Source organism: Amycolatopsis sp. NBC_01480 (assembly GCF_036227205.1).
Classification (GTDB): Bacteria; Actinomycetota; Actinomycetes; order Mycobacteriales; family Pseudonocardiaceae; genus Amycolatopsis.
In genome coordinates this window covers 8,028,577-8,055,030 of the sequence record NZ_CP109442.1, presented here as the reverse complement: position 1 = coordinate 8,055,030, position 26,454 = coordinate 8,028,577, and the positions used below count along the sequence as shown (strand labels likewise).

General features: G+C 71.5%; 31 protein-coding genes. 14 read left to right on the top strand and 17 right to left on the bottom strand.

What is annotated here, in order from left to right; genetic code table 11:
• Positions 1-6: 6 nt before the first annotated feature.
• The 10 genes from OG371_RS37940 to OG371_RS37895 form a co-directional block, all read right to left on the bottom strand.
• Positions 7-1,230 (bottom strand): sensor histidine kinase, encoded by a 1,224-nt coding sequence (locus OG371_RS37940; protein ID WP_329060905.1) that lies wholly within the window; start codon positions 1,228-1,230, stop codon positions 7-9.
• Entirely contained in the window at positions 1,227-1,898 is a 672-nt protein-coding gene (locus tag OG371_RS37935) for a response regulator transcription factor (RefSeq protein ID WP_329060902.1), read from the bottom strand. The genes OG371_RS37940 and OG371_RS37935 overlap by 4 nt, the downstream gene beginning before the upstream one ends.
• A gap of 11 nt (positions 1,899-1,909) precedes the next feature.
• Positions 1,910-2,131, bottom strand: a complete 222-nt coding sequence (locus tag OG371_RS37930) for a ferredoxin (protein ID WP_329060900.1) — start codon at positions 2,129-2,131, stop codon at positions 1,910-1,912.
• Complete coding sequence (locus tag OG371_RS37925) at positions 2,128-3,312, bottom strand: NADH-ubiquinone oxidoreductase-F iron-sulfur binding region domain-containing protein (RefSeq protein WP_329060898.1); 1,185 nt, start codon at positions 3,310-3,312, stop codon at positions 2,128-2,130. The genes OG371_RS37930 and OG371_RS37925 overlap by 4 nt, the downstream gene beginning before the upstream one ends.
• A gap of 4 nt (positions 3,313-3,316) precedes the next feature.
• Positions 3,317-3,880, bottom strand: coding sequence for a ferric reductase-like transmembrane domain-containing protein (locus OG371_RS37920; protein WP_329060896.1), 564 nt, complete (start codon positions 3,878-3,880; stop codon positions 3,317-3,319).
• Positions 3,880-4,815: an FAD:protein FMN transferase gene (locus tag OG371_RS37915; protein ID WP_329060894.1), complete on the bottom strand. Its 936-nt coding sequence runs from the start codon at positions 4,813-4,815 to the stop codon at positions 3,880-3,882. Before OG371_RS37915 ends, OG371_RS37920 begins: the two co-directional genes overlap by 1 nt.
• Complete coding sequence (locus tag OG371_RS37910) at positions 4,812-5,093, bottom strand: hypothetical protein (protein WP_329060892.1); 282 nt, start codon at positions 5,091-5,093, stop codon at positions 4,812-4,814. The genes OG371_RS37915 and OG371_RS37910 overlap by 4 nt, the downstream gene beginning before the upstream one ends.
• Positions 5,094-5,333: 240 nt before the next feature.
• Positions 5,334-5,897, bottom strand: a complete 564-nt coding sequence (locus OG371_RS37905) for a DoxX family protein (protein WP_329060890.1) — start codon at positions 5,895-5,897, stop codon at positions 5,334-5,336.
• A gap of 34 nt (positions 5,898-5,931) precedes the next feature.
• On the bottom strand, positions 5,932-6,360 hold the full coding sequence (locus tag OG371_RS37900) for a DoxX family protein (protein WP_329060887.1): 429 nt from the start codon (positions 6,358-6,360) through the stop codon (positions 5,932-5,934).
• Between the two features lie 529 nt (positions 6,361-6,889).
• Entirely contained in the window at positions 6,890-7,450 is a 561-nt protein-coding gene (locus tag OG371_RS37895) for a hemerythrin domain-containing protein (protein ID WP_329060886.1), read from the bottom strand.
• A 173-nt stretch (positions 7,451-7,623) separates the two neighbouring features.
• On the opposite strand from OG371_RS37895, the gene OG371_RS37890 reads away from it, so the two are divergent.
• A complete protein-coding gene (locus tag OG371_RS37890; protein WP_329060884.1) occupies positions 7,624-7,995 on the top strand; it encodes an STAS domain-containing protein in 372 nt (123 codons plus the stop codon).
• Position 7,996: 1 nt separating this feature from the next.
• Here OG371_RS37890 and OG371_RS37885 read toward each other — a convergent pair whose 3' ends face one another.
• Positions 7,997-9,208 (bottom strand): PP2C family protein-serine/threonine phosphatase, encoded by a 1,212-nt coding sequence (locus OG371_RS37885; protein WP_329060881.1) that lies wholly within the window; start codon positions 9,206-9,208, stop codon positions 7,997-7,999.
• A gap of 232 nt (positions 9,209-9,440) precedes the next feature.
• Here OG371_RS37885 and OG371_RS37880 point away from each other — a divergent pair, with 232 nt between their 5' ends.
• From OG371_RS37880 to OG371_RS37850, 7 genes are all read left to right on the top strand, one after another.
• On the top strand, positions 9,441-9,884 hold the full coding sequence (locus OG371_RS37880; protein WP_329060879.1) for an ATP-binding protein: 444 nt from the start codon (positions 9,441-9,443) through the stop codon (positions 9,882-9,884).
• Positions 9,885-9,950: 66 nt separating this feature from the next.
• On the top strand, positions 9,951-10,148 hold the full coding sequence (locus OG371_RS37875) for a hypothetical protein (protein ID WP_329060877.1): 198 nt from the start codon (positions 9,951-9,953) through the stop codon (positions 10,146-10,148).
• A gap of 108 nt (positions 10,149-10,256) precedes the next feature.
• A complete protein-coding gene (locus tag OG371_RS37870; protein ID WP_329060875.1) occupies positions 10,257-11,216 on the top strand; it encodes an acyl-CoA dehydrogenase family protein in 960 nt (319 codons plus the stop codon).
• Positions 11,213-12,478 carry a bifunctional PIG-L family deacetylase/class I SAM-dependent methyltransferase gene (locus OG371_RS37865; RefSeq protein WP_329060873.1) on the top strand — a complete coding sequence of 422 codons (1,266 nt, stop codon included), beginning with the start codon at positions 11,213-11,215 and terminating at the stop codon, positions 12,476-12,478. Before OG371_RS37870 ends, OG371_RS37865 begins: the two co-directional genes overlap by 4 nt.
• Positions 12,475-13,191 carry a glycosyltransferase gene (locus OG371_RS37860; RefSeq protein WP_329060871.1) on the top strand — a complete coding sequence of 239 codons (717 nt, stop codon included), beginning with the start codon at positions 12,475-12,477 and terminating at the stop codon, positions 13,189-13,191. The genes OG371_RS37865 and OG371_RS37860 overlap by 4 nt, the downstream gene beginning before the upstream one ends.
• Before the next feature lie 67 nt (positions 13,192-13,258).
• Positions 13,259-13,627, top strand: a complete 369-nt coding sequence (locus tag OG371_RS37855; RefSeq protein ID WP_329060869.1) for a DUF5313 family protein — start codon at positions 13,259-13,261, stop codon at positions 13,625-13,627.
• Between the two features lie 172 nt (positions 13,628-13,799).
• The gene (locus OG371_RS37850; protein ID WP_329060867.1) at positions 13,800-13,928 is read left to right on the top strand and encodes a hypothetical protein; all 129 of its coding nucleotides are present in this window, start codon (positions 13,800-13,802) and stop codon (positions 13,926-13,928) included.
• A 353-nt stretch (positions 13,929-14,281) separates the two neighbouring features.
• Here OG371_RS37850 and OG371_RS37845 read toward each other — a convergent pair whose 3' ends face one another.
• Entirely contained in the window at positions 14,282-15,007 is a 726-nt protein-coding gene (locus tag OG371_RS37845) for a TetR/AcrR family transcriptional regulator (protein WP_329060865.1), read from the bottom strand.
• Between the two features lie 118 nt (positions 15,008-15,125).
• Between OG371_RS37845 and OG371_RS37840 the strand changes: the two genes are divergently transcribed.
• The 6 genes from OG371_RS37840 to OG371_RS37815 are packed head-to-tail and all read left to right on the top strand — an operon-like array spanning position 15,126 to position 19,606.
• Complete coding sequence (locus OG371_RS37840) at positions 15,126-15,932, top strand: alpha/beta fold hydrolase (protein ID WP_329060863.1); 807 nt, start codon at positions 15,126-15,128, stop codon at positions 15,930-15,932.
• Positions 15,929-16,834 carry an alpha/beta fold hydrolase gene (locus tag OG371_RS37835; protein ID WP_329060861.1) on the top strand — a complete coding sequence of 302 codons (906 nt, stop codon included), beginning with the start codon at positions 15,929-15,931 and terminating at the stop codon, positions 16,832-16,834. The genes OG371_RS37840 and OG371_RS37835 overlap by 4 nt, the downstream gene beginning before the upstream one ends.
• Positions 16,831-18,330 (top strand): FAD-dependent monooxygenase, encoded by a 1,500-nt coding sequence (locus OG371_RS37830; protein WP_329060859.1) that lies wholly within the window; start codon positions 16,831-16,833, stop codon positions 18,328-18,330. The genes OG371_RS37835 and OG371_RS37830 overlap by 4 nt, the downstream gene beginning before the upstream one ends.
• A 26-nt stretch (positions 18,331-18,356) precedes the next feature.
• Positions 18,357-19,193: a carotenoid biosynthesis protein gene (locus tag OG371_RS37825; protein ID WP_329060857.1), complete on the top strand. Its 837-nt coding sequence runs from the start codon at positions 18,357-18,359 to the stop codon at positions 19,191-19,193.
• 21 nt (positions 19,194-19,214) lie between these two features.
• Positions 19,215-19,484, top strand: coding sequence for a hypothetical protein (locus OG371_RS37820; RefSeq protein ID WP_329060855.1), 270 nt, complete (start codon positions 19,215-19,217; stop codon positions 19,482-19,484).
• A complete protein-coding gene (locus OG371_RS37815; protein ID WP_329060852.1) occupies positions 19,481-19,606 on the top strand; it encodes a hypothetical protein in 126 nt (41 codons plus the stop codon). The genes OG371_RS37820 and OG371_RS37815 overlap by 4 nt, the downstream gene beginning before the upstream one ends.
• A gap of 19 nt (positions 19,607-19,625) precedes the next feature.
• Here OG371_RS37815 and OG371_RS37810 read toward each other — a convergent pair whose 3' ends face one another.
• The 5 genes from OG371_RS37810 to OG371_RS37790 form a co-directional block, all read right to left on the bottom strand.
• Positions 19,626-21,887, bottom strand: coding sequence for an ATP-binding protein (locus tag OG371_RS37810; RefSeq protein WP_329060850.1), 2,262 nt, complete (start codon positions 21,885-21,887; stop codon positions 19,626-19,628).
• Positions 21,888-22,024: 137 nt separating this feature from the next.
• Positions 22,025-22,516 (bottom strand): hypothetical protein, encoded by a 492-nt coding sequence (locus OG371_RS37805; protein ID WP_329060848.1) that lies wholly within the window; start codon positions 22,514-22,516, stop codon positions 22,025-22,027.
• 15 nt (positions 22,517-22,531) lie between these two features.
• Positions 22,532-23,575, bottom strand: a complete 1,044-nt coding sequence (locus tag OG371_RS37800; protein WP_329060844.1) for a peptidyl-prolyl cis-trans isomerase — start codon at positions 23,573-23,575, stop codon at positions 22,532-22,534.
• 3 nt (positions 23,576-23,578) lie between these two features.
• Complete coding sequence (locus OG371_RS37795; RefSeq protein WP_329060842.1) at positions 23,579-25,819, bottom strand: RND transporter; 2,241 nt, start codon at positions 25,817-25,819, stop codon at positions 23,579-23,581.
• Between the two features lie 97 nt (positions 25,820-25,916).
• A complete protein-coding gene (locus OG371_RS37790; RefSeq protein WP_329060841.1) occupies positions 25,917-26,453 on the bottom strand; it encodes an RNA polymerase sigma factor in 537 nt (178 codons plus the stop codon).
• Position 26,454: the final 1 nt, after the last annotated feature.

Below are 26,454 nucleotides of genomic sequence, written 5' to 3'. Positions count from 1 at the left end.
GGCCAGTCAGGACGATCCGGAATCCGGGGACCTTTCCGGAGCCGCCGGCAGGCTCAGCCGGAACCGGGCGCCGTGGCCGGTGTTGGTGGCGGTGATGGACCCGCCGTGCCGGGCGGCGATCTCGCTGACCAGGGCGAGGCCGAGCCCGTACCGGCGGCGGACGCCGGTCTGGCGATCGGCCGGAGCGGTGGCGAAGCGGTCGAAGAGGCTGGGCAGGATGTCCGGGTCGATGCCGGGCCCGTCGTCGGAGATGTCGAGTTCCGCGCGGCGCCGGGTGGTGCTCACCGTGAGCACCACCTCGCTGCGCGCGTGGCGGACGGCGTTGTCCACCAGCGCGGTGACCGCCCGGCTCAGGCTGGTGCCGGAGCCGCGTACCTCGGTGGGGCCGCCCGAATGGACGGTGATCCGGATCCGGTGGGCCTGGGCTTCGGCGCTCGCGGCGTCCGTCACCCGAGCTGCGACGTCGGCCAGGTCGACAGGTTCGGGTGCGGCTTTCTCGCGTGGGTCGGCGGCGATGAGCAGGTCGTCGAGGATGGCGGCGAGGTGGTCGGCGTCCCGGACGAGTTTGTCCACGTCGTCGGTGACGTCGGTGCCGGTGCGCAGGGCTCGCTGGATCAGCTGGGCCCTGGTGCTCAGCAGGGTGACCGGGGTGCGCAGCTCGTGCCCGGCGTCGGCGACGAAACGGCGCTGGCGGACCAGCACGCCGGCCATCGGCACCACCGCCCGGCGGCCGAGCCAGACGCCGATGCCGGCGGCGGGCAGCAGGCCCGCCGCGCCGACGAGCATGAGGGCCTCGATGAGTTTGGTGCGCTGGACGTGGTCCCGGGTGAGATCCAGGACGACCTGGGCCGCGCCGCCGCCGGGGCGCGGATCCGTGCGCACGCGGTACTCGCGGCCTTTCACCGACCGGTCCTCGGTCACCGAGGTCCCGCCGGCGGCGCTCCGGCTGAGCTGCGGCTCGTCGGCTGCGCCCGGCGGCAGGCCCGGGCTCACCGTCACGCCGCCCTGGTGCAGGATCAGCAGCCAGGTCCCGGCCGGCGGATCGACGACGTCGTCGGCGTTGGCCAGCGCGGCGGAGATCGCGTCGTCGTCCACGGACTTCTGGCTGCGCAGCACCATCAGCACGGAGATGGCGCCGAGGACGAGCACGGTGATGGCGACAGCCAGGGTGGTCTGCGCGCCCACCCGGAAAGCGGTGCGGCGCAACGAGGTTTCGTCAGCGGACCTCACCTGGCGACGCCGAGCTGGTACCCGCGGCCGCGCACGGTCAGGACAACGCCGGAGCCGAGCTTGCGCCGCAGGTAGTGCACGTAGGTCTCGACCACTTCCGGACCGGCGTCGTCGAACACGAGCGCCTGCAGATCACTCCGGGTGAACACCTGGGCCGGCCGCGCGGCCAGGGTGGCCAGCAGCGCGCATTCCCGCTCGGACAAGGAGACCGGGCGGTCGTCGATGGTGGCCAGCCTGCTGTCGATGTCCAGGGAGCCGCCGGGCAGCGGCAGCACCCGGGCCGTGTCGAGGTGCCTGCGCCGCAGCGATCGCAGGCGCGCGAACAGCTCCTCGAGATGAAACGGCTTGGCGAGGTAGTCCTCCGCGCCCGCGTCGAGGCCCGCGACCCGGTCGGTGGGGTTGCCCAGCGCGGACAGCACCAGCACCGGGGCGGTCATCCCGCGGCTTCGCCACCGGGCGAGCAGGTCGAGGCCCTCGATGGCGGGCAGGCCGCGGTCGAGGACGACGACGTCGTAGGCGCGGGTGAGCCCGTAGTGCAGGCCGCGCTGCCCGTCCGCGGCGACGTCGACCACGTAGCCTTCGGCGGCCAGCAGTCTCGTGAGCATGTCGCTCAGCTCGCGTTCGTCCTCGACCAGCAGCAGCCTGGCCGGTACCGCGTCGCCGTCCATGCCCGCCATTGTCACTGCCCGGCCGGGTCCCTGCGCAGACGCATCGCCAGGGTCGGGCAGGCAGCGGCCGCGCGGCGCGCTTCGGCCACCAGAGACGGGGGCACCTCATCGCCGCGAAGCACGGGGTAGCCCCATTCGTCGAGGTGGATCAGCTCCGGCAGTCCCTCGGCGCACAACCCGTGGGCCCGGCACCCGATCGGGTCAATCCGCAGCAGCGTGCGTGACTTCGTCATCGGGAACCCCCGTAGTGCGCGGTGCACCGGCGCTCCCGCAGGTGCGCGGTGACGTCCTGGCCGAACACCCGCAACGCGCTGGCCGCGAGCCGGACCGCGCCGTCGGGATGGGCGCACGCGCCCCGGCCGGTGACCAACGGCAGCCGCCGCTCCAGGCGGCCGAGCGTGTGCCGGTCCCCGGCCACCAGGCCGGTGAGGTCCGCCGCGATGGCGGGCAGCCCGAACATGCACGGACCGCACTGGCGCGCGGATTCGTCGGCGAGATGGGTCAGCACTTTCGCGGTGAAGGCGAGCCCGCAGGCCGAGGCCGGCAGCACGTGCATCGAGGCGATCCCCGGCGCCGCGCCGACCGCGGGCCCCGCCGCGGTGGCGGCGGTCCACGGGAGCCACGTCCCGCCGTAGCCGCCCATCAGCACGGCCTGGACCGGCCGCGCCGGCCCGCCCGCGTAGCCGATCAGCTCGGCGGCGGTGGTCTCCGGCGGAACCTCGAGGACGCCGGCCTGGCGCACCGCCCCGTTGATCGTCACCAGGTCCATCCGGGTCCGGCGGTAGGTGCCGGCCCCCTGCCTGGCGATCAGCGCGAGCTGGGCCAGGGTGTCGACGTTGTCCACGAGCGTCGGCCGGCGGTCGACGCCGCGTTCGGCGGGCCGGGGCTCCTTGCCCGTGGGGCGGGCGTCGCCGGTGGTCAGGTAGTGCACGAGCGCGGACTCCTCGCTCGCGACGTAACGCGGCGGCACGTCGACGATCCGGACCGGCACCGGGTCCGCGCGGCGCTCCGCGAGCGCGCCCTCGACACTCGCCCGGGCGCGGCTGCCCTCGTGCAGGCACAAAACGGCCTCCGTGGCGGCGACCGCGTGCGCGGCCAGCTGGATGCCGTCGAGCACCAGGTGCGGGGCGAGCCCGAGCAGGGTCCGGTCCTTGCTGCTCAACGGATCGCCTTCACAGCCGTTGGCGACGACGATCGGCCTCCGGCCGCGCACGGCCGCCAGTTTGCGGGCGGTCGGGAAGCCGCCGCCGCCGCGTCCGCGCAGGCCGGCCGCGGTGACTTCGGCGATGAGCCGGCGGCGGCCCTCCCGGCCGTCGAACGCGGCCAGGGGCAGCACACCGTGGGCCTGTTCGTGACCGGCGAGGCCGAGCCGGCGGGCCGGCAGGGCGCGCGCCATCGGGGTGAACGTGGTCATCACATCACCTCTGGAGTGGGGAGAGTTTGCGGGCTTCGGTGTCGGGATGGCTGGTCATCACCCGCGCGCCGGCGGCGATGAGGACGGCCAGGACGCAGAGCACCTCGTAGGTCAGGATCCAGCCCCGGTTCGAGTCGGCCTGGGCCATGCCGATCCCGTGCACCAGCGCGACCGGCCAGCAGAGGTAGGCCAGCCAGTGCACCGCTTTCCAGGCCCGGAACGAGATCCGGGTGCGCAGCAGGCTGGTGACCACGATGGCGATCAGGAGGTCGACGGCCATCGCGCCGATCCCGACCCAGAACGGCTGGTACGACGACACGAACGGCAGCACCACGTCGATCCAGTGCAGCGACACGTAACTGTCGGCCACCGCGCTGACGATGTGGATCGCGATGAACACCACGCTGGTCAGTGCGAGGCTGCGGTGGAGCGCGGCCAGGGTCAGCCGGGACCAGCCGCGGCGTTCGAACCGGCCGGCCCCGAGGGCGCCCAGCACCATGACGATCGTGAACAAGCCCAGCGACACCAAGCCGGTCGCCCGGCTGAAGTACCACAACGCCGGTCCCATCACGCCACCGCCGGTTCGGCGGGCTCATCGCGCGGCCAGCCGGCGACCAGGGTCTCCGCGCCGTCGGACGCCACCAGCCGGGCGGGGAGCCGCCGGGCGGCCAGCCAGCCCGGCGCGGATTCGCCGAGCACGATCGCGGCCGTGGCGGCGGTGTTGGCGTCCACACAGGACAGTGCGGTGACGCTCACCGTCCGCCAGCGGCCGGCGGGGTTGCGGCCGGTGCGCGGGTCCACGATGTGATGCACCGTCTCCCCCGCTCGACGCCAGCGCCGCCGGGTCGTGCCCGACGTCGCCAGACCGCCGCCGTACAGCGTCACCGTGGTTTCGGGCCGGTCGGCGGCCGTGACGTGGTCGTCCCCGACGCCGACGCGCCAGCCGCCGATCGGCGCGGCGCCCGCGACGCTGAGGTCGCCACCGAGGTTGACCAGCGTGCCGCACCCCAGCGTCCGGTGGATCGCCCCCGCGGCCCGGTCCGCGGCCAGCGCCTTCGCCGTGGCCCCCAGATCGAGGTGGACCCGCCGCGGCAGGACCACGGTCGCCGTCGCGGGATCGAACATCACCCGGTGCCAGCCGGGCGCGGGCACGGCTTCGGACCGCGCACTGCCGGAATCCTCGGGCAGGGCGGCGAAGTCCCGGTCGTACCCCAGTTCCCGCACGGCCGCGCCGACCGTGGGGTCGACCAGGCCATCGGTCAGGCGCGCAGCGCGCAGGGCCGCCTCAAGCGCGTCCGCGAGCAGGGGGCCGACCACGACCGGCCGCCCGGCGGCGCGGTGCAGCCGCGAGATCTCCGAGTCAGGCCGAAACCGGCTGCAGGCGAGATCGACCTCGCCGAGTTCGCGGCGCAGCAGCTCGGCCGCCGCGTCGAGCACACCCGGGTCGGTCACGACGACCTGGGCGGTCGTGCCCAGCGCCGGGAAACTCGCGCACGCGGTCACGACGCACCCGAGCCGGTGTGCGACTGGGCACCGCTGCCCGATCCGGGGTTGGCCGCCGGCGCCTGCAGCTGGTCCTGTGACTGCGTGCCGGAATCGGTGGAGTAACCGGTGCTGCCGGTTGTCGTCCCGGTCGACGCCCCGCTCGTTCCGCCGGACAGCACCAGCCCGAATCCGCCGGCCGCGGCCACCCCGGCGACCGCGGCCACCGCGGTCAGCACCGCGACCTTGTGCCGTCCGTTCTCGCGCCGGGCCATCCGGTCCTGGGTCCTGGGGTCCATGGGAGCGTTCCTTTCGCCGTCTGAATCCCAGTGTGAACGGCCTTCCTTTGAAATTGCTGGGAACAGTTCCGGCGGCGTCGGTCGGCCGCAAGAAGAATTGCCGCTTGATTCTTACCGTGTTCTTACCCGAACGCTGATCCGCGCGATCAGCCTAGGCTCTCCTTGCCGGCGAACCCGTTGCCCCGTCCCCAATCTCCCGGTATGCCCGGAGAGCATCGCCTGACGGCCGAGCCCACCGGTCTACTCCACGGTCGAGCCGGCCAGCCACGACAGGCGGCCCAGCTTCGGCCGAAGCCGCCGGTCGAGACTCCACACCGATCCCGCGGCCGCGCAGAACAACGCGAGAGAAGCAAAAATGTACGCCACCGACGGACCGAGGTCAGTGATTCCCGGCGTGTTCCACGGCAGGTGGAAAGCCTCCGCGGTCGACCAGATCCCGAACGAGAACACCGCGCTGCCAAGGAAAACGAGATTGGAGAACACACCGAAGATCAGCCCGAGCGCGATCAGCGTCTCGACCACAGCCGTGCCGACCGCGAACAAACCGGGATTCACCCCAGCCACCGAATGCCACAGCTGAAGCCACTGGTGCAGCACCGGCACGTCGATCTTGCTCGCCTTGCCCAGCTCCTTGTCCAGCGTCTGACCATGGATGAACCCGGGAAGCCACTTGAAACTCGCATCGATCGCCCACACGACGCCGTAGCCGATCCGGACCGCAGCCGCCCCGCGCAGCCGCCGCCCATCCGTCCCGGACAGGGTTCCGGCAGCACCCGAGGTGGCCGTAGTGGTCACAGCACTCACGAATCTCTTCCTTTCCGAATATGTCGCCAAAAGTTCAGGCCTGGGACGCGGCCGCCGCCTGCTGGGCGGTCGCGCGCGAAGAGGAGAAAACCGAGCCCAGCGCGAACCGGCCCGGCCCGGTGAACGCGATCAGCAGGAACGCCCAGCAAAACAGCACCGACGCCTCGCCCCCGTTGGTGATCGGCCAGATCCCCTGGAGCACGTGCACGCTGAAATAGGCGAACGCCATGGACCCCGAACTGATCAACGCCGCGACCCGTGTGCCGACGCCCAGCAGCACCAGTGTGCCCCCGACCAGCTGGATGACCGCGGCCCACCAGCCAGGCCAGGCCCCGACCACCGCCGGCGCGTGCGCGCCCAGCAGCCCGAAGAGCGTCTTCACACCGTGACAGGCGAACAGAAAACCCAGGACGATACGGAACAGCCCGAGCGCATGGCCGCGGGCATGATCGAGCCGGTTCATTTTTCCTCCACAAAGGACTCACGGTCTGAATGGGGGACAACGGGCATAAACGGGCAGCGACGGCCGTCACCGAGAATGGGTTCGACGTCAATGCCGGAAGCGCACCACAACAACACCGGTGACAGTGCGCAGTTGGCCAATTACTTACACGATGTGGCGCAAACAGGTATACCGGAGCCGATCATCGGACGACACCCTCGAAGGTTCGTTTCTTACCCAGCTCTCACCGTCTTATCACCAGAACCGTCAGCTGGCTTTCCGGGACCACACCCGGGCCAGGCACGCCTACCCCCACACGCCCGGCCATCACCCGGTTCTGTCGACCGAGCGAAGACCATGCGGGCCGCCGGCATCCGAGTGTCTCATGTAGACGGTCGTGATCGTGGCGCACGGCAGGCCCGGACGCCAGGCCTCCATCGATCCCGTTGCAGCGCGCGCTCTCCGGGCGTCGATGGGGCGGGCGCGGTGATCCGGCGTCAGCCTTCGGCCGGGATCGGCGCGAGTCAGCGCATGAGGTGGTTCATCGTGTTCACCGCTCCTTCAGTCCGCCGATGCCGAGCGAACCGTCTTGCGGGGTGTCCTTGCCGGCCTTTTCCTCCTGCTTGGCGACGTAGCGCTCCGGGTCGACGTCGCCGGTGTCGATGCCGCGGCCGTCCTCGTGCTCGGCCTTGAACGCGAGGAACCTGCGGCCGAGCTCTTCGCGCAGCCCCGGGCCGGCGTGCCGGCGGAAGTCGGCGAGCGCGTCGTCCTCCTCTTCGGCCATGTGCTCGCTGTTGGCCGTGCGGGCCTGGCGTACCGCGGCCTGCCAGGCCGCGCTGCCGGCCGGGTGCCGCCTGGTTTCAGCGACCGCGTCGCGGATGTCGTTGTGGTCGCCGACGGCGTCGAGTGTCTCGTCCTCCGCGTCGGCGCCGCGCTGGATCAGCTCGGGGTAGAAGACGGCTTCCTCGGCCGCGGCGTGCAGGTCCAGCAGTGTCGCGAGGGGCGCCCACGCCCGCGCCAGCTCGTCCGGGGAGTCCAGGTCGTCCAGCTCGGCGAAGGCCCGGCGGAACCGATCGTGGTCGTCGAGGATCAGGCTGGTGATGTCGGTCATGGCCATCGAAGGTAGGCCGCCGGTCAGTGCTTCGCTTGTTGGGCCACCGTCGGGCGCTCGCCCGTTCCCGTGCGAAGACGGCACCGCCCGGGCATGATGACCTGGGTTGAGCAGCCAGCCCTGGACCTTTCCTGCCCACGGCGTGAGCCGGGCGGCCGAGCACGGGAACTGTGATGAGCGAGCTGACTGATCCTGCGACCGACCCACCGGGGACGCTCCGCATCGGACGGGCCGACCGGCCCCCGGCGGCCGTACTGGCGGTGAGCGGCGACGTCGACACGTGCACCGCCCCGCGCATGACGGCGGCAGTCGCCGAGGTCCTCACCGAGGCGCCCCCGGTGCTGGTGCTCGATCTGACCGCGGTGGAGTTCCTGGCCTCGCCGGGCTTGACCGCGCTACTGACCATCCGGCGGGGCATGCCGGCCGGCACCGAGCTGCGGATCGTCGCGTCCGGACGCGCGACCCTGCGCCCGATCCAGCTCACCGGGCTGGAGCCGGGCCTGCCGCTCTACCGCACGCTGGAGCAGGCCCTGGCCGCGCCGTGAATCACGGCCCGGCCGGGCGCAGGAGCACCACCAGCGCGACGTCGTCCGGCGAGGGCCGGGCGCCCACCATCGCGGCCATGACGCGCGAACAGGCCCGCTCCGGGTCCTCGACCCGGAGCAGCTCGGTGAGCTGCCGCATCCCCTCGTCGACCGGCCGGTCCCGGCGCTCGACGAGGCCGTCGGTGTAGAACGCAGCGACGGTGCCCGGCGCCAGCGGCACCATGGTGGTGCGCCGGCGGGGCGTCCCGAGGCTCAGGCCGATCGGCGGGTCGGCCGGAGCGGTCACGAGCCCGGCCGGGCGGCCCGCCGAGACCACGACCGGCGGCAGGTGCCCGGCCAGTGACAGCGCCAGCTGCTCGTGCCCGGCGTCGAGCACGCCGTAGGCCACCGTCGCCATCACGCCGTGTTCGAAATGATTGGCCTTGCGGTCCAGCTTGCCGAGCACCTCGGCCGGGTCGTCGCAGTCCAGGGCATAGGCGCGCAGGGCGCTGCGGAGGCGGCCCATGATCACCGCCGCGTCCAGGCCGTGGCCCGACACGTCGCCCATCACGATGCCGAGCCGGTCTCCGGGCAGCCGGAAGAGGTCGTACCAGTCCCCGCCCAGTCCCGCGCCGGCACCCGGTACGTAGCGGGCGGCCGCGCGGAGGCCGTCGATCTCGGGCAGCTTGCCCGGCAGCAGGCTGCGCTGCAGCGCGATGGTCGCTGCCTGGTTCTGCCGCAGGGTCTCGGATCGCAGGACGGCCGCCAGGTGGTCGGCGAGCAACCGGACGACCTCGATGTCGGTGGTGGTGAACCGGCGCTGGTCCACGGACCCGACGTGCAGGACACCGACCAGCTCGGCGCCGGCGAGCATCGGCACGCCGAGCATCGTGCGCAGGCCGCGTTCCCACAGCAGGGAGTTCACTACCGTCGTCTCGTCGACCCGGTCGATGACGACCGGCTCGCGGCGCGCGGCCACAGTGCCGGCGAACCCGGCGCCCACCGACACCCGCACACCCTGGTAGACCTCCTCCTCGAGACCGGCCGCGGCGATGGCGACCAGGTGCTGCGAGGGAGGTTCGTGCCGCAGCACCGTCGCCGTGTCGACCCCGAGAACCGCACACGCCCGGGCGAGCGTCTCCTCGATTCCGCCGGCCCGCCCGGCCGGCCCCTCGTAGCCGGTGATCTCGCTCAGCCGGGTGCGGAACTCCGGCTCCGGCACATCGTGCGTCATGGACAGACCGTAGCCGGGCTGCCCCGACCCGCGACGGAGCAGGTCGCCCGCCGTATGGCGTCTCCGCCGGGCTCGGCAGTACCGTCGGGCCGCCGGGCGGGAACCGGTTCCCGATGCGACGATCGGTCCCGGGGCGCCCGGGCCGGGATCTGCCGGCTCTCCCAGGTGTGTGGTCGGCCGATCCGGGTATGCGGAAGCATCCGTGCGGAGCCGGTGGAGAAAGGGGCCGAAGGTGGCAGCTCCCGGCCCAGGGGCGGACGAAGCGCCCTGGATCATGGACCTGCGGGGTACCGGGCCCGCGCACCTCGCCCGGATCCGCGGCTGGGCGAGATCATCGCTGACCCACCTGGCGCCCGACCACCTCGAGGACGTCCTGATGGTGACCGAAGAGCTCGCCACCAACGCCTACGTGCACACCGACGGACCCAGCTGGGTGCGCCTGACCGCCCTGTCACTGCCGTGCCTGGTGGTGGTCGAGGTCGACGATTCCGCGCGCCTGCGCCCCCAGGTCCGCCGGCCGGACGAGACGAGCCTGCGCGGCCGCGGCATGCAGCTCGTCGACAGCCTCTCCGACACCTGGGGCGTCCACGAAAACCAGGTCGGGAAGACAGTGTGGGCGCGGCTCGGCTGCGGCATCCCGGAGCGGCCCACCTGCGGCGCTCCACCGAATTCCTGAGGGCTTCGCGCCACCGGCGGTAAGGACTCGGTGTTTTCCACGCCGCCGGCGGGTACCCGGCCGACCATGGGCGCCGAGAAGCTGGTCGTGATCGGAAGCGGGGCGACCGGGAAGGGCTTCCTGCGCGGGGAGACGGCCTCGGGCCAGATCTGCCTGCTGGACGAGAAGACCCGCCGGCATCAAGACATCGGGCTCGGCCTCGGCCACCCCATGGTCGAGCTGAGCCCCGGACGTGTCCGGGCGGCCCCGGCCCGTTTCCCGTGACGGCAGCAAGTTCATCGTCTGGTACGAGCGCGGCCGGCGCGCTGACCCACGAGGCACTGACCTGATTCGCGAACGCTGTCCACTGCCGCGGCACACCGAGGAGGCCCCATGACCCTGCTGGCGGACACCCCACCGAAACCGTTGCCGCTGCCCCGCACCTCGGAGACGCTCGGCGCGGAGCTGCGGCGGATGCTCGTGGCCGGCGCGCTCGACCTGCCGCTGACCGGCCGGGGCGCGCTGCTGCGACGGTGGCGCGAGCTGGCCGGCTTCGGCCGCCGCGATCTGGCTCTCGCCCGGCTTGCCGAGGGTCACGCCGACGCGGTCGCGATCCTGGCCGAAGCCGGGCAGGCGCCCACATCCCTGTCCCTCTACGGTGTCTGGGCCTCGAAATCGGGCGGGACCGGCGCGGAAATCCATTATGGACAGTTGAGCGGGACCGTCCGGTTCTGTTCCGGCCTCACGGTCCTCGACCGCGCCCTCGTTGCGGCCGGCGACCAGCTGGCCGAGGTGGATCTGTCCGCGGCCGGGGTGGAGCGCCATCCGGACGCATGGCAAGCGGTCGGCATGGACGCCTCCGACAGCGGGGACGTGGTCTTCGACGACGTCCCCGTCGAACGGCTGGTCGGGCCGCCCGGCTGGTACCTCGCGCGGCGGGGGTTCGTCCTCGGCGGCACCGGGGTGGCCGCGGTCTGGCTCGGCGGCGCCGCCGGAGTGCTCGACTCGGTGGGCGAAACCCTGCGGGTCAAGGCGGACGGCCATCAGCTCGCGCACTTCGGCGCCCTCCACGCGGCGCTGCGCGGATCCGAAGCACTGCTGGCTTCCGCCGCCGCGACGATCGAGCAGGCCCCCAGCCCGGGCTTGCTGAACGACACCTGCCGGGCGAGCGTCGAACGGACCGCCCGCGACGTGGTCGACCTCGCGCCGCGCATCACCGGCGCCGGGCCGCTGTGCCGCGACCGGCGATTCGCTCAGCAGCTGGCCGATCTCCAGGTGTTCATCCGGCAGCACCACGGCGAGCGGGATCTCGCCGCGCTGGGCCGGGCCGTGCTCGGCGAGGCCGGCGCATGAGGCCGTTCGTCCCGGAGACCGAGTGGACGCGCACGTTTCCCGCCTGGCCGGAGCAGGAGTTCCGCCACGCGCTGATCGTCGCCGCGCATCCCGACGACGAGACGCTGGGCGCCAGTGGCCTGCTCCAGCACCTGCACGCGGCGGGCACCACGGTCTCGCTGGTGGTGGCGACGGACGGCGAGGCCGCGTTTCCCGATTCGGGCGCGGCCGAGCGCCGCGAGCTGGGTCGTGCCCGGCGCGAGGAGCTGGCCCGGTCCCTGGCCGCGCAGGGGCTGCCGGTGGAGCCGGTCTGGCTGGGCCTGCCCGATTCGGACCTGACCGCCCACAGCCACGAACTCGTGGACGCGCTCCGGGCCCACGCGGTGGGTGCCGATCTGTGCCTCATGCCCTGGCCCGAGGACCCGCACCCGGACCACCAGGCCGCCGGGCGGGCCGCGCTGGCCGTCGCCCCGGACTCAGCGCACTGCTGGTCCTACCCCATCTGGCTGTGGCACTGGCGCAGCCCCGACGCCGCCGGCATCCCGTGGCACCGCGGGCACTCCTACCGGCTCACCACCGGCGAACGGTCGGCGAAGGCCGCCGCGATCCGCGAATTCACCTCGCAGCTTCGCCCCGGGCCCCGAGGCGAAGCGCCGATCCTGCCCGCGGAGGCGCTGGCGCACTTCGCCCGTCCGGTGGAAACGTTCTTCCGGCAACCACCGGAACGCTCGGCGCCGGTCGCCCGGTTCGCCGAACTGTACGACGGCGCGGACGATCCGTGGCAGGTCGAATCCCGTTGGTATGAAAGACGAAAGCGCGCGTTGCTCCTGGCCTCGCTGCCCCGGGCGCGCTACGGCACGATCGTCGAACCCGGCTGCGGGACGGGAACACTGACCAGGCAGCTGGCCGGCCGGTGCGACCGCTTGGTCGCGTTCGACCCGGTGCCCGCGGCCGTGGCCCTGGCCCGTGCGGCCGCACCCGGAGCCGAGGTCCGCCACGGGCTGGTGCCGGAAGCGGTCCCGGCCGGCCCGGTCGACCTGTTCGTCTACAGCGAACTCCTGTACTACCTGGACGAGACGGACCTCGAGAAGACGATCGAGGCCTCGGTGGCCGCGCTGCGCCCCGGTGGCGACCTGGTAGCCGTGCACTGGTTGCCGTGGGCGCCGGAGGCCCCGCACGAGGGCGCCGCCGTGCACGAGCGGCTCGCCGCGCATCCCGCCCTCGACCCCCTGGTGACTCATCTCGACGAGCAGTTCCGCCTGGACGTGCTGAGGCGCCGGTGATCACCGCGGTCGCCGTCGTCCTGCCCGCACGCGACGAAGCCCCCTCGATTCCCGGCTGCCTGCACGCGATCCGGCGTTCGCTGCGGCGGCTGCCGGTGTCGGTCGAGCGGACCGTCGTCCTGGTCGCCGACCGGTGCACCGACGACACCGCCGACCGAGCCCGGTCCTCGGCCGAGGTGGTCGTCAGCCACGCGCCACTGACCATCGGCGAGCTCCGCGATCTGGGCTGCCGCACCGCGCTTTCACGCCTGACCGGGCATCGGGCATCGGAAGTGCTGCTGCTCAACACCGACGCGGACAGTGAAGTGGACCAGCACTGGGCAGCCCGGCACCTGGCCCGCGCCCAGCACGGCGGCCACGCCACGACCGGCCCGGCCCACCTCATCGGCCCGCCGCCAGGCGGCCCCGGCGCCGCTGCGCGCTACCGGAAACTGGTCGAAACAGCAGACCGCGAGGCCGGCAACGTCTACGGAGCCAACCTCGCCGTCCGCGCCGACGCCTACACCGCCGTCGGCGGATTCGGCCGCATCGCCACCGGCGAAGACCATTCCCTGTGGCGCCGGCTCGAAAACGCCGGATACCGGCTGGCACAGGAGCCCGGCGCCCTGGTCCGCACCAGCGCACGACTGGACGGGCGGGCGCCTGGCGGTTTGTCGGCGCTGCTGCGCACGCTCGCCGTCGGCAGTTCTCCGGCGATGGGCGGGCCTACGTGATCGAGTGCCGGTTGCAGCGGTGAAAAGGTGACGGTTTCAGCGGCCGCCGACCGGGCACCCACCCCCCGTGGAGCGCAAACGCCCGGGCCCTTTCCGGTGGCTGCAGTACGTCTACGGCGGTCGCCTTCCTCCTCGTTACCGTGAATGGGTACTGCACGACGCCACCGCGAAAACGTGGCGGCTGCGATTCACTCTGCGAATCCTCGCCGAAGCGCTGCCCTGGCTCGTCGCGGCGTTCCTCGTGCTCACGTTCTTCACCCCGATACCGGTGCCGATGGTGCTGGCGGCGCTCCTGCTGAGCCTCCTGCTCACCCTTTTCCTCACCGTGCCCAGTGCCGACGAGCTGGCCGAGGTCCGGCTCACCCGGCACGGTTTTCCCCCGGGCACCGGCAAGGCGGTCCGCAAGCGCCTTGGTCGTCCCGGCGCGTGGCCGTGACAGGACACGGCGGCGGCCGGGGGCTCCGGGAAAGTCGGGCATCGGTGACCTGAGCACGTCGCGCACAGCACTCTCGCGAGGGCCGCCGTGTTGCAGACCGCGCTGGGCGCGACCGGCTCCGTGCCCGCAATGAGCGCGTCGCGGCTCTCTCCTGCGCGACCGCTTCCAGCGATTGCCTTTCCGCAGCACCGGTGTAGTAGCCGACAACGACCGTTCGCTGCGGGTGCTGAACGTACTCAACACGTCCGTGGCCTCGTCCATGGGACGGCTCGGCGTGCCGGCGATCAAGCCCACCGCCTGACTGCATGGGCCCGGTCGTTCTGCGCGGCCAGGGCAGCGGAAGGTGTAGCGACAGGCGTCGGCAACCGGACCCTGGATGTACGTGTCCACTTGACAGCGCCGGCGTACTTGGTTCCGGCCACTGCCTTCCGTGTGCTCGCAGTCCAAGCTGGCCTCGTCCCGAATGACCACGTCAGCGAAGTCGTCGAAACGGCATTCGACGTGCTGCGGCGCCAGCGCGCTGGTGAGCTGAGAGACACCGGAATCTTTCCTCCGTCATTGGCTGCGGAGGCGCTCAAAGTCCTTGCAGCGCTGTCGATCCGGCTGACCACGGAGCAAGCTGAGCGGCTTCTCTACTACGTGAGGCGCCCGGTCTCACGGTCGGGCCAGGTGGTTGGCCAGTCCGTCGACGATGAGCTGGAGCCCGAACCGGAACTCGTCGGGCAGCGAGATCGGCAGGTACGGGGCCGCGGTCACAGTGGCGGGATAGCGCTCGGGATCAAGCGCGCCGCAGAACTCGCGGATGTCCTGGTTCTCCGCCTCGTCGGACATACCGCCGGCACGTAGCTGGACCGCGAAGCCGACGACGTAATGGCCGATAGCGGCGTACGCCCTGGCCGCCGCGGCGGCGGAAAACCCGCCGGCGAGCAGGATGCCGATCGCGGCCTCCCGGCCGGCCAGGGCACGGGGCCCGAGCGGAACCTGATCACCGAAGAGCGCCGCCACTTTCGGGTGGTCTTTCAGCGTGAAAAACAACGCCGTTGCGCTGGCGACGAGCCGTTCCTGCCACGTCGCGGTGGCCGCCAGGCGCGGGACGTGGCGGGGTATCTCGCCGAGTACGTGCTCCACGACGTGGACGAAGATCTCGTCCTTGCCGGCGAAGTGCCGGTACAGCGTGGCGGTGCTCGAGCCCAGCCGCTGCGCCAGCAGCCGCATGCTGAACTCCCCCGGTCCCACCTCGTCCACCAGGGCGACGGCCGCGGCGATGACCCGCTCGCGCGGCATCGAGGGGCGTCCCGGCCCCTGCTCCGCGCCCTTGTCCTGACGCGGGCGGTTCTGCCACCAGTGCGGGCTCCCCGGCCGGGGATCTCTCTCACTCACAGCCATCACCTTGCCTCACCCGTCGATCAGCCCGGTTGGCCAGCCCGGATAAATACGGCTACGCTGTCGCCGAAACGTTCTGGCTACATCGTAGCCGATATCCGGGGAGGGGAGCGCCGTGGACAATCTCACGGAAGGATCGACCTTCGTGTCGGTCGACGGGATGCGCGTGCGCGTCGTGCGGGAGGGCCAGGGGCCGCCGGTCCTGCTGCTGCACGGCTCGGGCTCCTCGCTGGACACGTTCGACGAGGTCGCTGCCCGGCTGAGCCCGGCCTGCGAGGTGATCCGGCTGGACCTGCCCGGGTTCGGGCTGAGTGATCCCCAGCCGGACCGCGACTACCGCATCGAGTCCTACGTCGCTTTCCTCGCCCGGTTCCTCGACGGGCAGGCCGTGCCGGAGTGCACCGTGGCCGGGAACTCGCTCGGCGGGAACATCGCGTGGAACTTCGCGCTCGCCTTTCCCGAGCGGGTACGGCGCCTGGTGCTGCTGAACGCGACCGGTTATCCCGGCAAGTCACTGCCTGCCGCGATCCGGCTCGCCCGCAACCCGCTCACCCGGCCACTCGTGCGCCGCGGCGGCTCCCGGAGCGTCGTCGCGCGCAACCTGCGCGGCGCGGTCGGCCCCGGGTTCACCGTGTCCGAGGGCATGATCGACCGGACCTTCACGTTGATGAGCCGTCCGGAAAACCGGGCCGCCTTCGTCGACTTCGCGAACACCACGCAGGCCGACAACTCGACGGAACTGCGCCGGCTGCGCGTGCCCACCCTGATCCTGCGCGGTGATCGGATCGACGGCCAGCACTTCGCCAGGGACATCCCGGACAGCCGGGAGATCGTGCTGCCCGATGTCGGCCACCTGATGCCGGAGGAAGCACCGGCCGCGGTCGCCGAAGCCACTCTCGAGTTCCTCGGCAGCGCACAATGATCCGCGTCTACGCCGCCAAGGGCGAAGATCGGATCCTGGACGACGACGCTCGGGCGGCGGCACGGGGATCGTTCGTCACGCTCTCCGGCGGGGTGACGCACTACGAACTCGCCGGGCCCGGCGACGGCCCGCTCGTGCTGCTGGTCCCCGGGATCACGATCCCGCTCGGCTACTGGGACGAGGTCGCCGCCGACCTGCACGCAGGAGGCCTGCGCACCCTGGCCTACAGCGCCTACGGCCGCGGGTGGTCCGACCGGGTCGAAGGCCCCTACGACCAGGCCCTGTTCCTCCGCCAGCTCGACGAACTCGTAGCCGCGGTCGGGGCGCCGGAGCCGCTCCACCTGGTGGGGACGTCGATGGGCGGTCTTCTCGCGATGGCTTACGCGACAAGGGATAGCGCCGTCACGCCCAGCTCGATGACCTTGATCGGCCCGGCGGGCCTGACCGAGCCGAGCCGGCTCGTCACTCGCCTGCTGTCCATCGATCCGCCGGCCCGGCTGCTGGGCACGTTCTTCGGGCGCCGCGCGCTGGGCAAGCACCTCGCGCACAACGTCCGGTCAAGCGACGACGCTGATCGGCTCGTTCGTCTCGTCGGCGAGCCGTACCGTTTCCACGGTTCGATCCACGCGCTCCTGTCCACGCTCAGGGACTTCCCGCTCGCCGCGCGGCACGAGCTCTACCGGCGGGCCGGCCGGTTGCCCATTCCCACGATGGTGTTGTGGGGCCGGCACGATCAAGTCACCCCGATCGAGCATCTCGGCACCGTCCGGGACCTTCTGCGTCCCGACGAGTGCCACGTGATCGCCGGCTGCGGGCACATGGTCCCGTTCGAGGACCCCCACGGCACAGCGCGCCTGCTCACCACCTTCGTCCAGCAAACCACCGGAGGTCGACTGACATGACTGAACCGCACGACCTCGACGTCCTGGTCGTCGGAGCCGGCCCGGTCGGCTCCACGCTCGCCGCCGATCTGCTGCGGCGAGGCCTTCGCGTCCGGCTGATCGACAAGGCGCCGCACGCGTTCGAAGGATCACGCGCCAAGGGAGTCCAGCCCCGCACCCAAGAGGTCTTCGAGGACCTCGGCGTGCTGGACGAGGCCCACGCGGAGGGCGGCACCTACCCGCTCATGGGCATCCACCTCGGGCCGATCACCGTGCCGTGGCGGATGCAGCGGCAGCACCGGCCGACGCCGGCCGTGCCGTACCCGAACATCCTGCTGCTGCCGCAGTCCCGCACCGACGCCATCCTGCACCGCCTGCTCGACCGCCTCGGCCTGCGCATCGAGTTCGGTGTCGGACTGGACGGCTTCGAGCAGGACGACGACGGCGTGACAGCCACGCTCTCCTCGGGCGAACGGGTGCGCAGCAAGTACCTCGTGGGCGCCGACGGCGGCGGGAGCACCGTCCGCAAAGCCGCCGGGCTCAAGTTCGCCGGGGACACCGACCAGTCCGACCGGACGCTCATCGTCGACGCCACGATCGACGGGCTCGCCCGCAACCGGTGGCACGTCTGGCCCGGCACCGGCGGCAAGTTCGTCGGGGCCTGCCCGCTCCCCCACTCCGACCAGTTCCAGCTGATGATCAAACTGAAGCCGGACGAGACCCCGGAGACCGGCGAAACCGCGGTGGCGGCCCGATTCCACGCGGCCACCGGCCGGCGGCTCCACGACGTCACCTGGACCTCGGTGTTCCGGCCGAACATCCGGATCGTCGAGCACTACCGGGCCGGCCGCGTCTTCGTGGCGGGCGACGCCGCCCACGTGCACACCCCGGCCGGCGCGCAAGGACTCAACACCGGTGTGCAGGACGCCTACAACCTCGGCTGGAAGCTCGGCCAGGTCCTCGCCGGCGCACCGGACTCCCTGCTCGACAGCTACGAAACCGAAAGGCAGCCGGTCGCCGCACGAGTGCTCGGCAAGTCCACCGAACTGTATGCCGGGCTCGAGAAACAACGCCTCTCCAGTCTGAAGCGCGGAGACGAGGAACGGCAGATCGGGCTCTCCTACCACGGCGGCCCGCTCGCCCCCGCCGACGGTGCGGCCACCAAGACACTGCGAGCAGGCGACCGGGCACCGGACGCGCCGTGCGCCGGGTCCGGGTTCCAGCGGCTGTTCGACGTCTACCAGGGACCGCAGTTCACCTTGCTGGCCTTCGGTCCCGACGCCATCAGCGCGCTCCCCGACCTGAAGTGGCCGGACGACGGCGCCGGGCTACGCCGCTACGCCGTCCACAAAGGACAGGGCGGCGACCTCGCCGACACCACCGGGCTGGTCGCCGAAACCTACGGCATCACCGGCGACACCCTGGTCCTGATCCGGCCGGACGGATACCTCGCCACCGTCATCACGGCCGACTGGATCGCGGCTTTCGACGCCGCGGCCAAAGCCTTCGCCGCCTGACCCACTCCGGAAACTGGAGCCACCGCATGTCCACCACCTCCCGATCCGGCAAGGCCTTGTGGGCCCTCACCGCCGTGGTCCTGCTCGGGCTGGTCCTTTCGGCCTTCGTTCCCGGCGTCAAGCTGCCCCTGATCGTGGTGCAGGTCGGGTTCGCGCTCGTGCACGGAGCACGGCGCTACGGCTGGCGCGCCGTCGGCGTCTTCGTGGCCGCGGGCCTCGTGATCAGCAACATCCTCGAAAACCTCAGCATCGGCACCGGTTTCCCGTTCGGCCACTACCACTACACCGGCGGCGGCAAGATCTTCCAGGTGCCGTGGTTCATCGGCCCGGCCTACCTGGCCACCGGCTACCTCGCGTGGATCGTGGCCACCGTGCTGCTCGGCGACGTGCGCCGCGGCACGCCCTGGTTGACCACCATCGGCACCCCGGTCATCGGCGCGTTCGCCATGACCGCCTGGGACCTGGCCCTCGACCCCGCCACCTCGACCATCCGCCAGACCTGGATCTGGGAGAACGGCGGCGGGTTCTTCGGCGTGCCGCTGGTCAACTTCCTCGGCTGGACCTTCACCGTTTACCTGTTCATGCAGGTCTTCGCCCTTTACCTGCGCCGCCGCGGCCCGCATCCGGCCGGCACCACCGGCAGTGACCTGCAAGCAGTACTGCCTTACGCGGCAACGACGCTCTCGTTCTTCACCAAGTTCCTCACCGGCGAGGACACCACCGTCACCGACGCCGCCGGCAAGACCTGGCACACCGGGGACATCTACGAAACATCGGCATTGCTCACCGTCTACGGGATGTTCTTCCTCGCACTGCTGGCCCTGCTGCGCATCGCCCAGCGCCACCACGACGAACCAGCCTGACCCACGGAAACGGAGCGACCCATGAGCACCGAACCCAACTGGCCCGCGCAACGCAGCAGGCGATCGACAGTGGCAGCCCAGTTTGGCGCGGACCGCGCGGACCTGATGGCCTGGGCGCTGACCACCGCCGATCCACTCGCCGACGCCGTCGTCGACGAAATCCACGAGCAGGGGCGAACGGTGCGGGTCGCCCTCGCGACCGGGATCGCGCGGCCCACACCCTGTGGACCGGGCTCCACGGCCTGGTCTCGGTCCAGCACAGCCTCGCGATCAAAACACCCGCGACGGTGATCACCGGCCTGGCCGACGGCCTCGTCGACATCCTCGTCCGCACCGATCGCACGGACGGCCCCGGCTACCCGCCGCCCACCGAAGTCGACCGTCTCATCGCCGAAACGGTCCGCGACGACTGAGGCAGCCCGCGGCCGGTGGCTACGCCCGCGCGGCGATCCACGCGGCCACCTGCGCCCGCGACTGGAAGGACAGCTTCGCCAGCACGTGCTCCACGTGCCCTTCCGCGGTGCGCTGGGAGATCACCAGCCGGGTGGCGATCTGCTTGTTCGTCAACCCTTCGGCGATCAGCTCGGCGACCTGCTTCTCCCGGCGGGTCAGCCGTGGTTCATCGTCCGGCGCCGGCCCGGCCTCATCGCAGGCGAACGACAGCACGTCCGCCACCGACATCTGCTCGCCCAGTTCGTGGCACTGACCGAACGCCTTGACCCCCAGTGCCGACTGCAGGCGCTCCAGGTACCCGTCGTGGATGTCCAGCAGCTCCACCGAGCCGAACAGCGGATGCCCGATCGAGGCCCACAAGGCTTTGGCCGCACCGAGCAGCTGGGCCGCCCGCCGGGAAGCGCCCGCCTCGCAGGCGGTCCACGCCAGCAGCTCCACACAGGCCGACATGCCGAGCCGGTCGTCCAGCGCGTGCTTGGCCCGCAGCGAATCGCCCAGCGCGACCGCCGCCGGTTCGAACCGGGCCAGCGTCCAGTACGCCAGGCCACGCACCCAGTGCGCCCAGGACAACGCCCAGAGCTCACCGTGCGCCTCACTCACCGCACAGCTTTCGTCGCAGAGCTCGAGCGCCCGGTCCGCCTTGCCGACCAGGCAGGACACGAATCCGAGCTGCGCCGTCGCGAGCACCGTCAGCGAGTTCACCACCCCGCGGTGGCGATGGGACCGGACCGCCTCCTCCAGCAGCACCTCGGCCTCTTCCAGGTTGCCCTTGAACTGCTCCGCCGAGCCACGGAACTGCTGGCAGTACGCGCGGGCCGTGGCGTCGTTCAGCTGGGCAGCCAGGGCGAGACAGTCCGCGAAGCTCGCCATCGCCGCCGTGTTGTCCCCTTGGGTCATGGCCACGTATCCGTTGACCCACAACGCTTTGACCCGTTCCGGCGACGGCTCGGCGGAGCCCTCCAGCACCCTGCCGAGCCAATAACGGCCATCCTTGAGATGACCACAGGCATTCCAGAAGAAGACGAGGGCGCCGCTCATCCGCAGACCGGTCGCGGACTCCCCCGGCGTCGCCAGGCAGAAGTCCAGCGCGGCCCAGAAATTGGCTTGCGCGTTCTGCAGCCGCACGCACCAGAGCACCTGGTCCCGGCCGAACCAGCCGTCCTCGCTGCGCTCCGCCAGTTCCAGGTAGTAGTCGCGGTGCCGGCGGCTCAGCGCGACGTCCTCACCCGCCGCCACGAGCCGTTCGTGGCCATACGCCTTGATGGTCTCCAGCAAGCGGTACCGGGAGTTCTCGTCCGCGCCCTCACAAAGCACGATCGACTTCTCGACCAGGCCCGACAGTATTTCGAAAACGTCCGCCCGCTCGATCTCTCCGCCGGCGCACACCTCCTCCGCGTCCGGCAGGGCGAAGGAGCCGGCGAACACCGACAGCCGCGACCACAGGCTGCGCTCCTTCTCGGAACACAGGTCGAAGCTCCAGTCCACTGCCGCGCGCAGGGTCTGGTGCCGGGCCGGCCCACCACGGTTTCCTGTACTCAGCAAGCGATACCGGTCCTCCAGGCGAGCGACGATCTGCTCCAGCGAGAGCGCCCGCAGGCGTACCGCGGCCAGCTCGATGGCCAAGGGCAGACCGTCGAGCCGCCGGCACAGCTGTGCGGCCACGGCCCGGGAAACCGGCCCGATGCTGAACTCGGGGCGTACCGTCCTGGCCCGTTCTTCCAGTAGCTCCAGCGCCTCGTAGCCATAAACGTAACCGCCACGGGCCGGGGCCACATTCGCCAGATCCGGCATCGACATCGGCGGTACCGGCCAGCTGTGCTCGCCGAGCACCCCGAGCGGCTCGCGGCTGGTGGCCAGTACGACAACCCCTCCGGCCGAACGCAGCAGGTCACTGACGAGCGCCGCGCACGCTTGCAGCAGGTGCTCGCAATTGTCCAGTATCAGCAGCAATTCCCGGTCGGCCAGGTACTCGGCGAGAGCGGCTTCGGGCGAGAGCGCGGACTGGTCCGGAACGCCGAGCGCTTCCGCGATCACATTCGCGACCAGTGCGGGCTCGGATGCTCTTGCCAGGTCGACGAACCACGCACCGTGCGCGAAGCCCTTGGCCAGTCCCTGCCCGACCCGCCGCGCGAGGCGGGTCTTGCCCACCCCGCCCACCCCGACGAGGGTGACCAGCCTCGTCGAGGAGAGCACGATCTTGAGTTCCGCGATCTCCTTGCGGCGCCCGATGAAACTGGTCAAGTCGTTGTCGAGAGTGGTACTTTGTGGACACACAGGCACTCACATCCCTTACCGGCGCACCGTTGCGCGGGCGTCAGAGATTCTAACCCATCGACCGCCCGCGCCGGAATTCCCCGGCGCGGGAAAGTCCGCGGACTTCAGCCCCCGACAAGCTCCGCGGCCTGGTGGCTCGCGCAGACCGTGCACGCGGTGAAGGCCTCGTCTTCGGCCTCCTCCAGCGTCAGCTGTTCCACACCCTTTCCGTCGATCAGCCGGCATCCGGCGGCGTGGAAGCGCATCCGGCCCGGTACCACGAAAACGACCTCGCCATCCTCGGCCGCGGACGCGACAACAACATCGCCTTCGTCGGCGGCAGACGCGACAACAACTTCACCTTCCTCGGCCGCCGCATCGTCCGGCTGCTCCACGATCCCGGAGTCCGTACCGTCACCATCCTCGATTTCGGCTTCCGCGTCGACCGCTTTCGCCGCCTTGGCGGCTTTCCAGCGTCGCACGGCCTGCACCAGCACGAGCACGAAGCCAGCCGCCGAAAGACCCAGCGCGACGTAGACCAGCACCACTTGTCCCAGCAGCCAGCCGAGCCCGAGGCAGACCCCGGCGGCCACGGCCAGAATGAGAGCCAGCATCATTCTCCTCCTTTTCCCCTACTGACCGTCCGCGGGCGGCGCGTCCGGGTCGGGCGGCAGGTAGTCGGGGGCGTACTCCACCTTCGCGGATTTGATCCTGGCGACCAGGAAGTCGTCCCACACCTTGAGTTTCGCGTCATTGTCCAATTTGGTCTTGACCGCGTCCTTGACCTGGTCGAAGGACATCGGGCTGCCCGGGTGGACGGCACCGACCCGCCCGACGTTCCAGCCCTGCTGGGTCTGCACCGGGCCGAACACGCTCCCCGGCGGCGCGGCGAAAGCGGCCTTGGCATACGCCGCGTCGAGCTGGCTCGCGGCCACCTTGCCGAGCGAACCACCGTTGCCCTTGGTACTGCCGTCGATCGAGTACTGCCCGGCCAGCCCCGGAAAATCGGCGCCCGAGCGGGCCTGCTGAGCCACCAGCTGCGCTTGGTCGGCCGACGACACGACGATGTTGGCGAGGTCGCGCTGCTCGGGCGAGACCATCTGCGCGCGGTTGGCGTCGTAGTAGTGCTGCGCGTCCGCGTCGGTGGTGGCCTTGACCCCGGCGGTCGCCTGCTGGAACAGCCGCGCGCCCGCCTGCTGCCGCTTGACCTCGTCCAGAACGTCCTTTTCGGACAGACCGTGGGCGCCCAGCTGCTGCACGAAGGTCTTGCGGTCGGTGCCGTTGTCGCTGACGATCTTGTCGAGCTGGTCGCTGGCCGCCTTGTCGGCGATGACGATGCCGGCGCCCCGCGCCGCGTCGTCGACGACCATGCTCACCGCGACGGCTTTGGCCACCGAGCGCCGGAACCGGTCCGTTCCGGCGGGGTCCGAAGGCTGCTGCACCCCGTAGAGGAGTTCCATGAGGTTCACCCGCTGCTGGAGCTGTTCCTGCGAAACGACGGTGTCGCCGGTGCGGAACACGGCGCCGGCCGGCAGCTCGTCGAGCGCGCGCACGACGAGGTTCCCGCCCGAGCCGCCCGCGATGGCGACCAGCACGGCCGCCAGCACACCCTGGGCCCGGAGCCCGGACGGCACCACCGTCCATCGCCGGAACAATCCGGGGACCTGGAGTTTCACTCCCTACACCTCCACCAATTCGGCTTTCGAAGGAGCCGCCGCCCGTGGGCCGGGCACCGGCCGGCGTCCCAGCGACACACACGCGAGGGCGGCCAGGTAGGACACCACCACGGTCGCGGCCATGGTGAGCCCGAACTCGCGCAGCAGGCCGATCCGGGACAACGCGAGCACCAGGTACCCGAGCACTGACGTCGCGCAGGCCCACCGCACGGCCCGTCTCGGGCGCGTGTCGTCGAGCAGCAGGATCGTGAACTCACCGGCGGTGACCGTGGCCAGCGAGCCCAGCGCCACGGTGAGCGGGCTGAGTGACTGGCCTGCCGCCCACAGCCCGGCGATCGTCCAGCCGGTGGCGAGCACCGCCGCGAGGATGGCGCGCACCGCGTCCCCGCGCCGGCGCAACCCGAACAGGAGCACGATCCCCGCGGCGCCGGCCCCCGCGAGATTCGCCGGATACCGGTCCCAGCGCACCAGGTCGTAGGCTCGGGCGGCCGCCACCGGCAGGCCCACCACGTCCGCGTGCGCGCCCGGCGGCGGGGGCGGCAAGGACGCGCGCACGTCGTCCAGCAGCTGCGCCTGCTGCCCGAGGTCCTGCAGCTTCAGCCCGAACGTGAGCAAGGCCTGTGTGCCGTCCGGTGACAGCACCGACGAGGTCAGGTACGGCGGCATCAGCTGCAGCCCCGCCGCGATCTCCCCCGCGGTGGGCGTTTCGCCGAGGAAGCCGAGCAGGTCCGGCGCCGTGATGATCGGGCGGACCCGGTCGCCGAAGCGCGCGATCACGACATCCTGGGCTTGGCTGAGCCAGTTCAGTGCCGCCGGGCTCTGCGCGTCGTTGCCTCGCAGCACCACACTGACCTCACCGGAGGAACCGAGCACCTGCTCGGCGTAGCGAGCTTCGTCCAGCGCCGAGAGCCCGCGCGCGACGTCCTCGGGACTCGCCCGGACGTCCAAGCGGGGCAACACGACCCAGCCGGCCGCGGCGACCGCCACCAGGCACCCGATCAGCGCCCACCGCCTGCCCCCGCCGATCGTGCGGACCCGGTCGCCGGGCGTCGGCGGGGACGGCGCGAACCGGCGGCCGAGCAGCAACGTCGCGCCGACGGTCAGCAGGACGCCCAGGCCCAGCGCGAAGCCGAGCTCACGAACGAACGGCAGCGGCGAGATCGCCAGCGACAGGAAGGCCGCCGCACTCGCCGCCGACATCACGAGCACCTTGCGCCGGTCCGCCACCATGCCCAGGTACAGCGGGAAGGAGCTGCCGATGCCCAGCAGCAGCGGCAGGAGCACGATGGCGCCGAAGGACATCGGCAGGCCCGCCCAGCCGAACGCCGCCAGGGTCAGCACACCCCCGATCAGCGCGGCCGCCAGCGGCCACAGCCGGCGCAGCAGCCGCTCCTTCCGGCCGGTCAGCAGGAACCGGCCGAGCAGCACCACGACGGCCAGCGCGCCGATCAACGGGATCTCGCCCACCGCCTCGTCGGTCACCGCCGAGGTGACCACGGGGACCCCGGTGACGGTGACCCGGCTGGTCGTCAGGCCGGCGTGGCCGACCGCGTCGCGGACCGCGGCCACCAGGCGCCGGGTGCCCGGCTCGTCCAGGCCCTCCCGCGGCCGCACCAGCACCGAGACCGCGGTCGGCGACGGCACGACGAAGTGCCAGCGGGGGCGCGGGTTCCCGGAGCTGTCATAGATCACGTTCCGCACGAAGGCCGGGTTGTTCGTGGTGGGCAGCCCGGCCGGCAGGCCGCGCACGAGCAGCGCCCCGTAGCGCCGGTCGAAGTCCGCGACCGCGGCGTCGCCGGCGGCCTTGACCGCGCTCGCGGGCAATCCCTTGCCCTGCGCCTCGCTCTCGGCCTTGGCGCGCAGCCCGTCCCGCGTCCCGCTCAGCCGCGCGAGCATGTCCTGCGAGGTGATGGCGAGCTGGTTCATGATCGTCGCCGGGCCGTAGACGGTCGCGACATCGGGCAGGTGGGCCAGTTCCCCCTCAAGCCGCATGAGAGCGGGCAACCGGCCGTCGCCGAGCAGAAGTCCTTGTGGCTGCCGGGATTCCAGCAGGACGACGATCGGGTCGCCGCCGAAGGTCCGGGCGTTGTCCCCCAGCGCCGTGACGGTGGAGTCCCCTGCCGGGAGGAAGGAGTCGACCGTCGTCTCCACCCGGAGCTTCAGCAGCCCGGTGGCCGCGACCGCGAGCGCGGCGAGGGCCAGGGCGGCGCCCACCACCCGGACGCCGATCTTCCTGCGGCCCATGGGTACCGACTCCTTCGCTGTGACGGCGGTCACCGTAACCGCGGTCGCTGTGGATAGTCAACAACTACTGGCACTCAGTTCCCGAGACTGTCCACGATCACCCGGGTGCGAGTGCGGCGGGCAGCAGCGAGCCGAGCCGGATCAGGGCCCGGTGCTGCAGCTGCCGGACCGCGATCTCGGTGCGGTTCATCAGCTTCGCCGTCTCGGCCACCGACCGGCCGTCGTGGAACCTCAGGTCGAGGCACCGGCGCTGCGCCTGGTTGAGCAGTTCGACGCATTTGCCGACCTCGGCGGCGATCCACTTCCGGGTCAGCTGGTCTTCGACCGGCTCGTGGTCCGCCGGCGCCTCGGGCACCTCGTCCAGCACCACCAGCCGCCGGAACCGGGCCGACTTCCGGTCGTCGAGGATGACGTTCTTCGCCACCCGGAACAGCCACGGCACCACGCTGTCCTGCCGCTGTTTCAACGTGATCACGTGCCGGGCCGCCCGGAGGAAGGTCTCGCTCACGAAGTCCTCGGCGGTGGCCGGGCTGACCGACCAGGCGCGGATGTAGTGGTACACGTCGCGATGGCAGCGGCGATACACGTCGGCGAGCCAGTCGGCATCGGTGATCACCTGCGTTGGCACACTCATC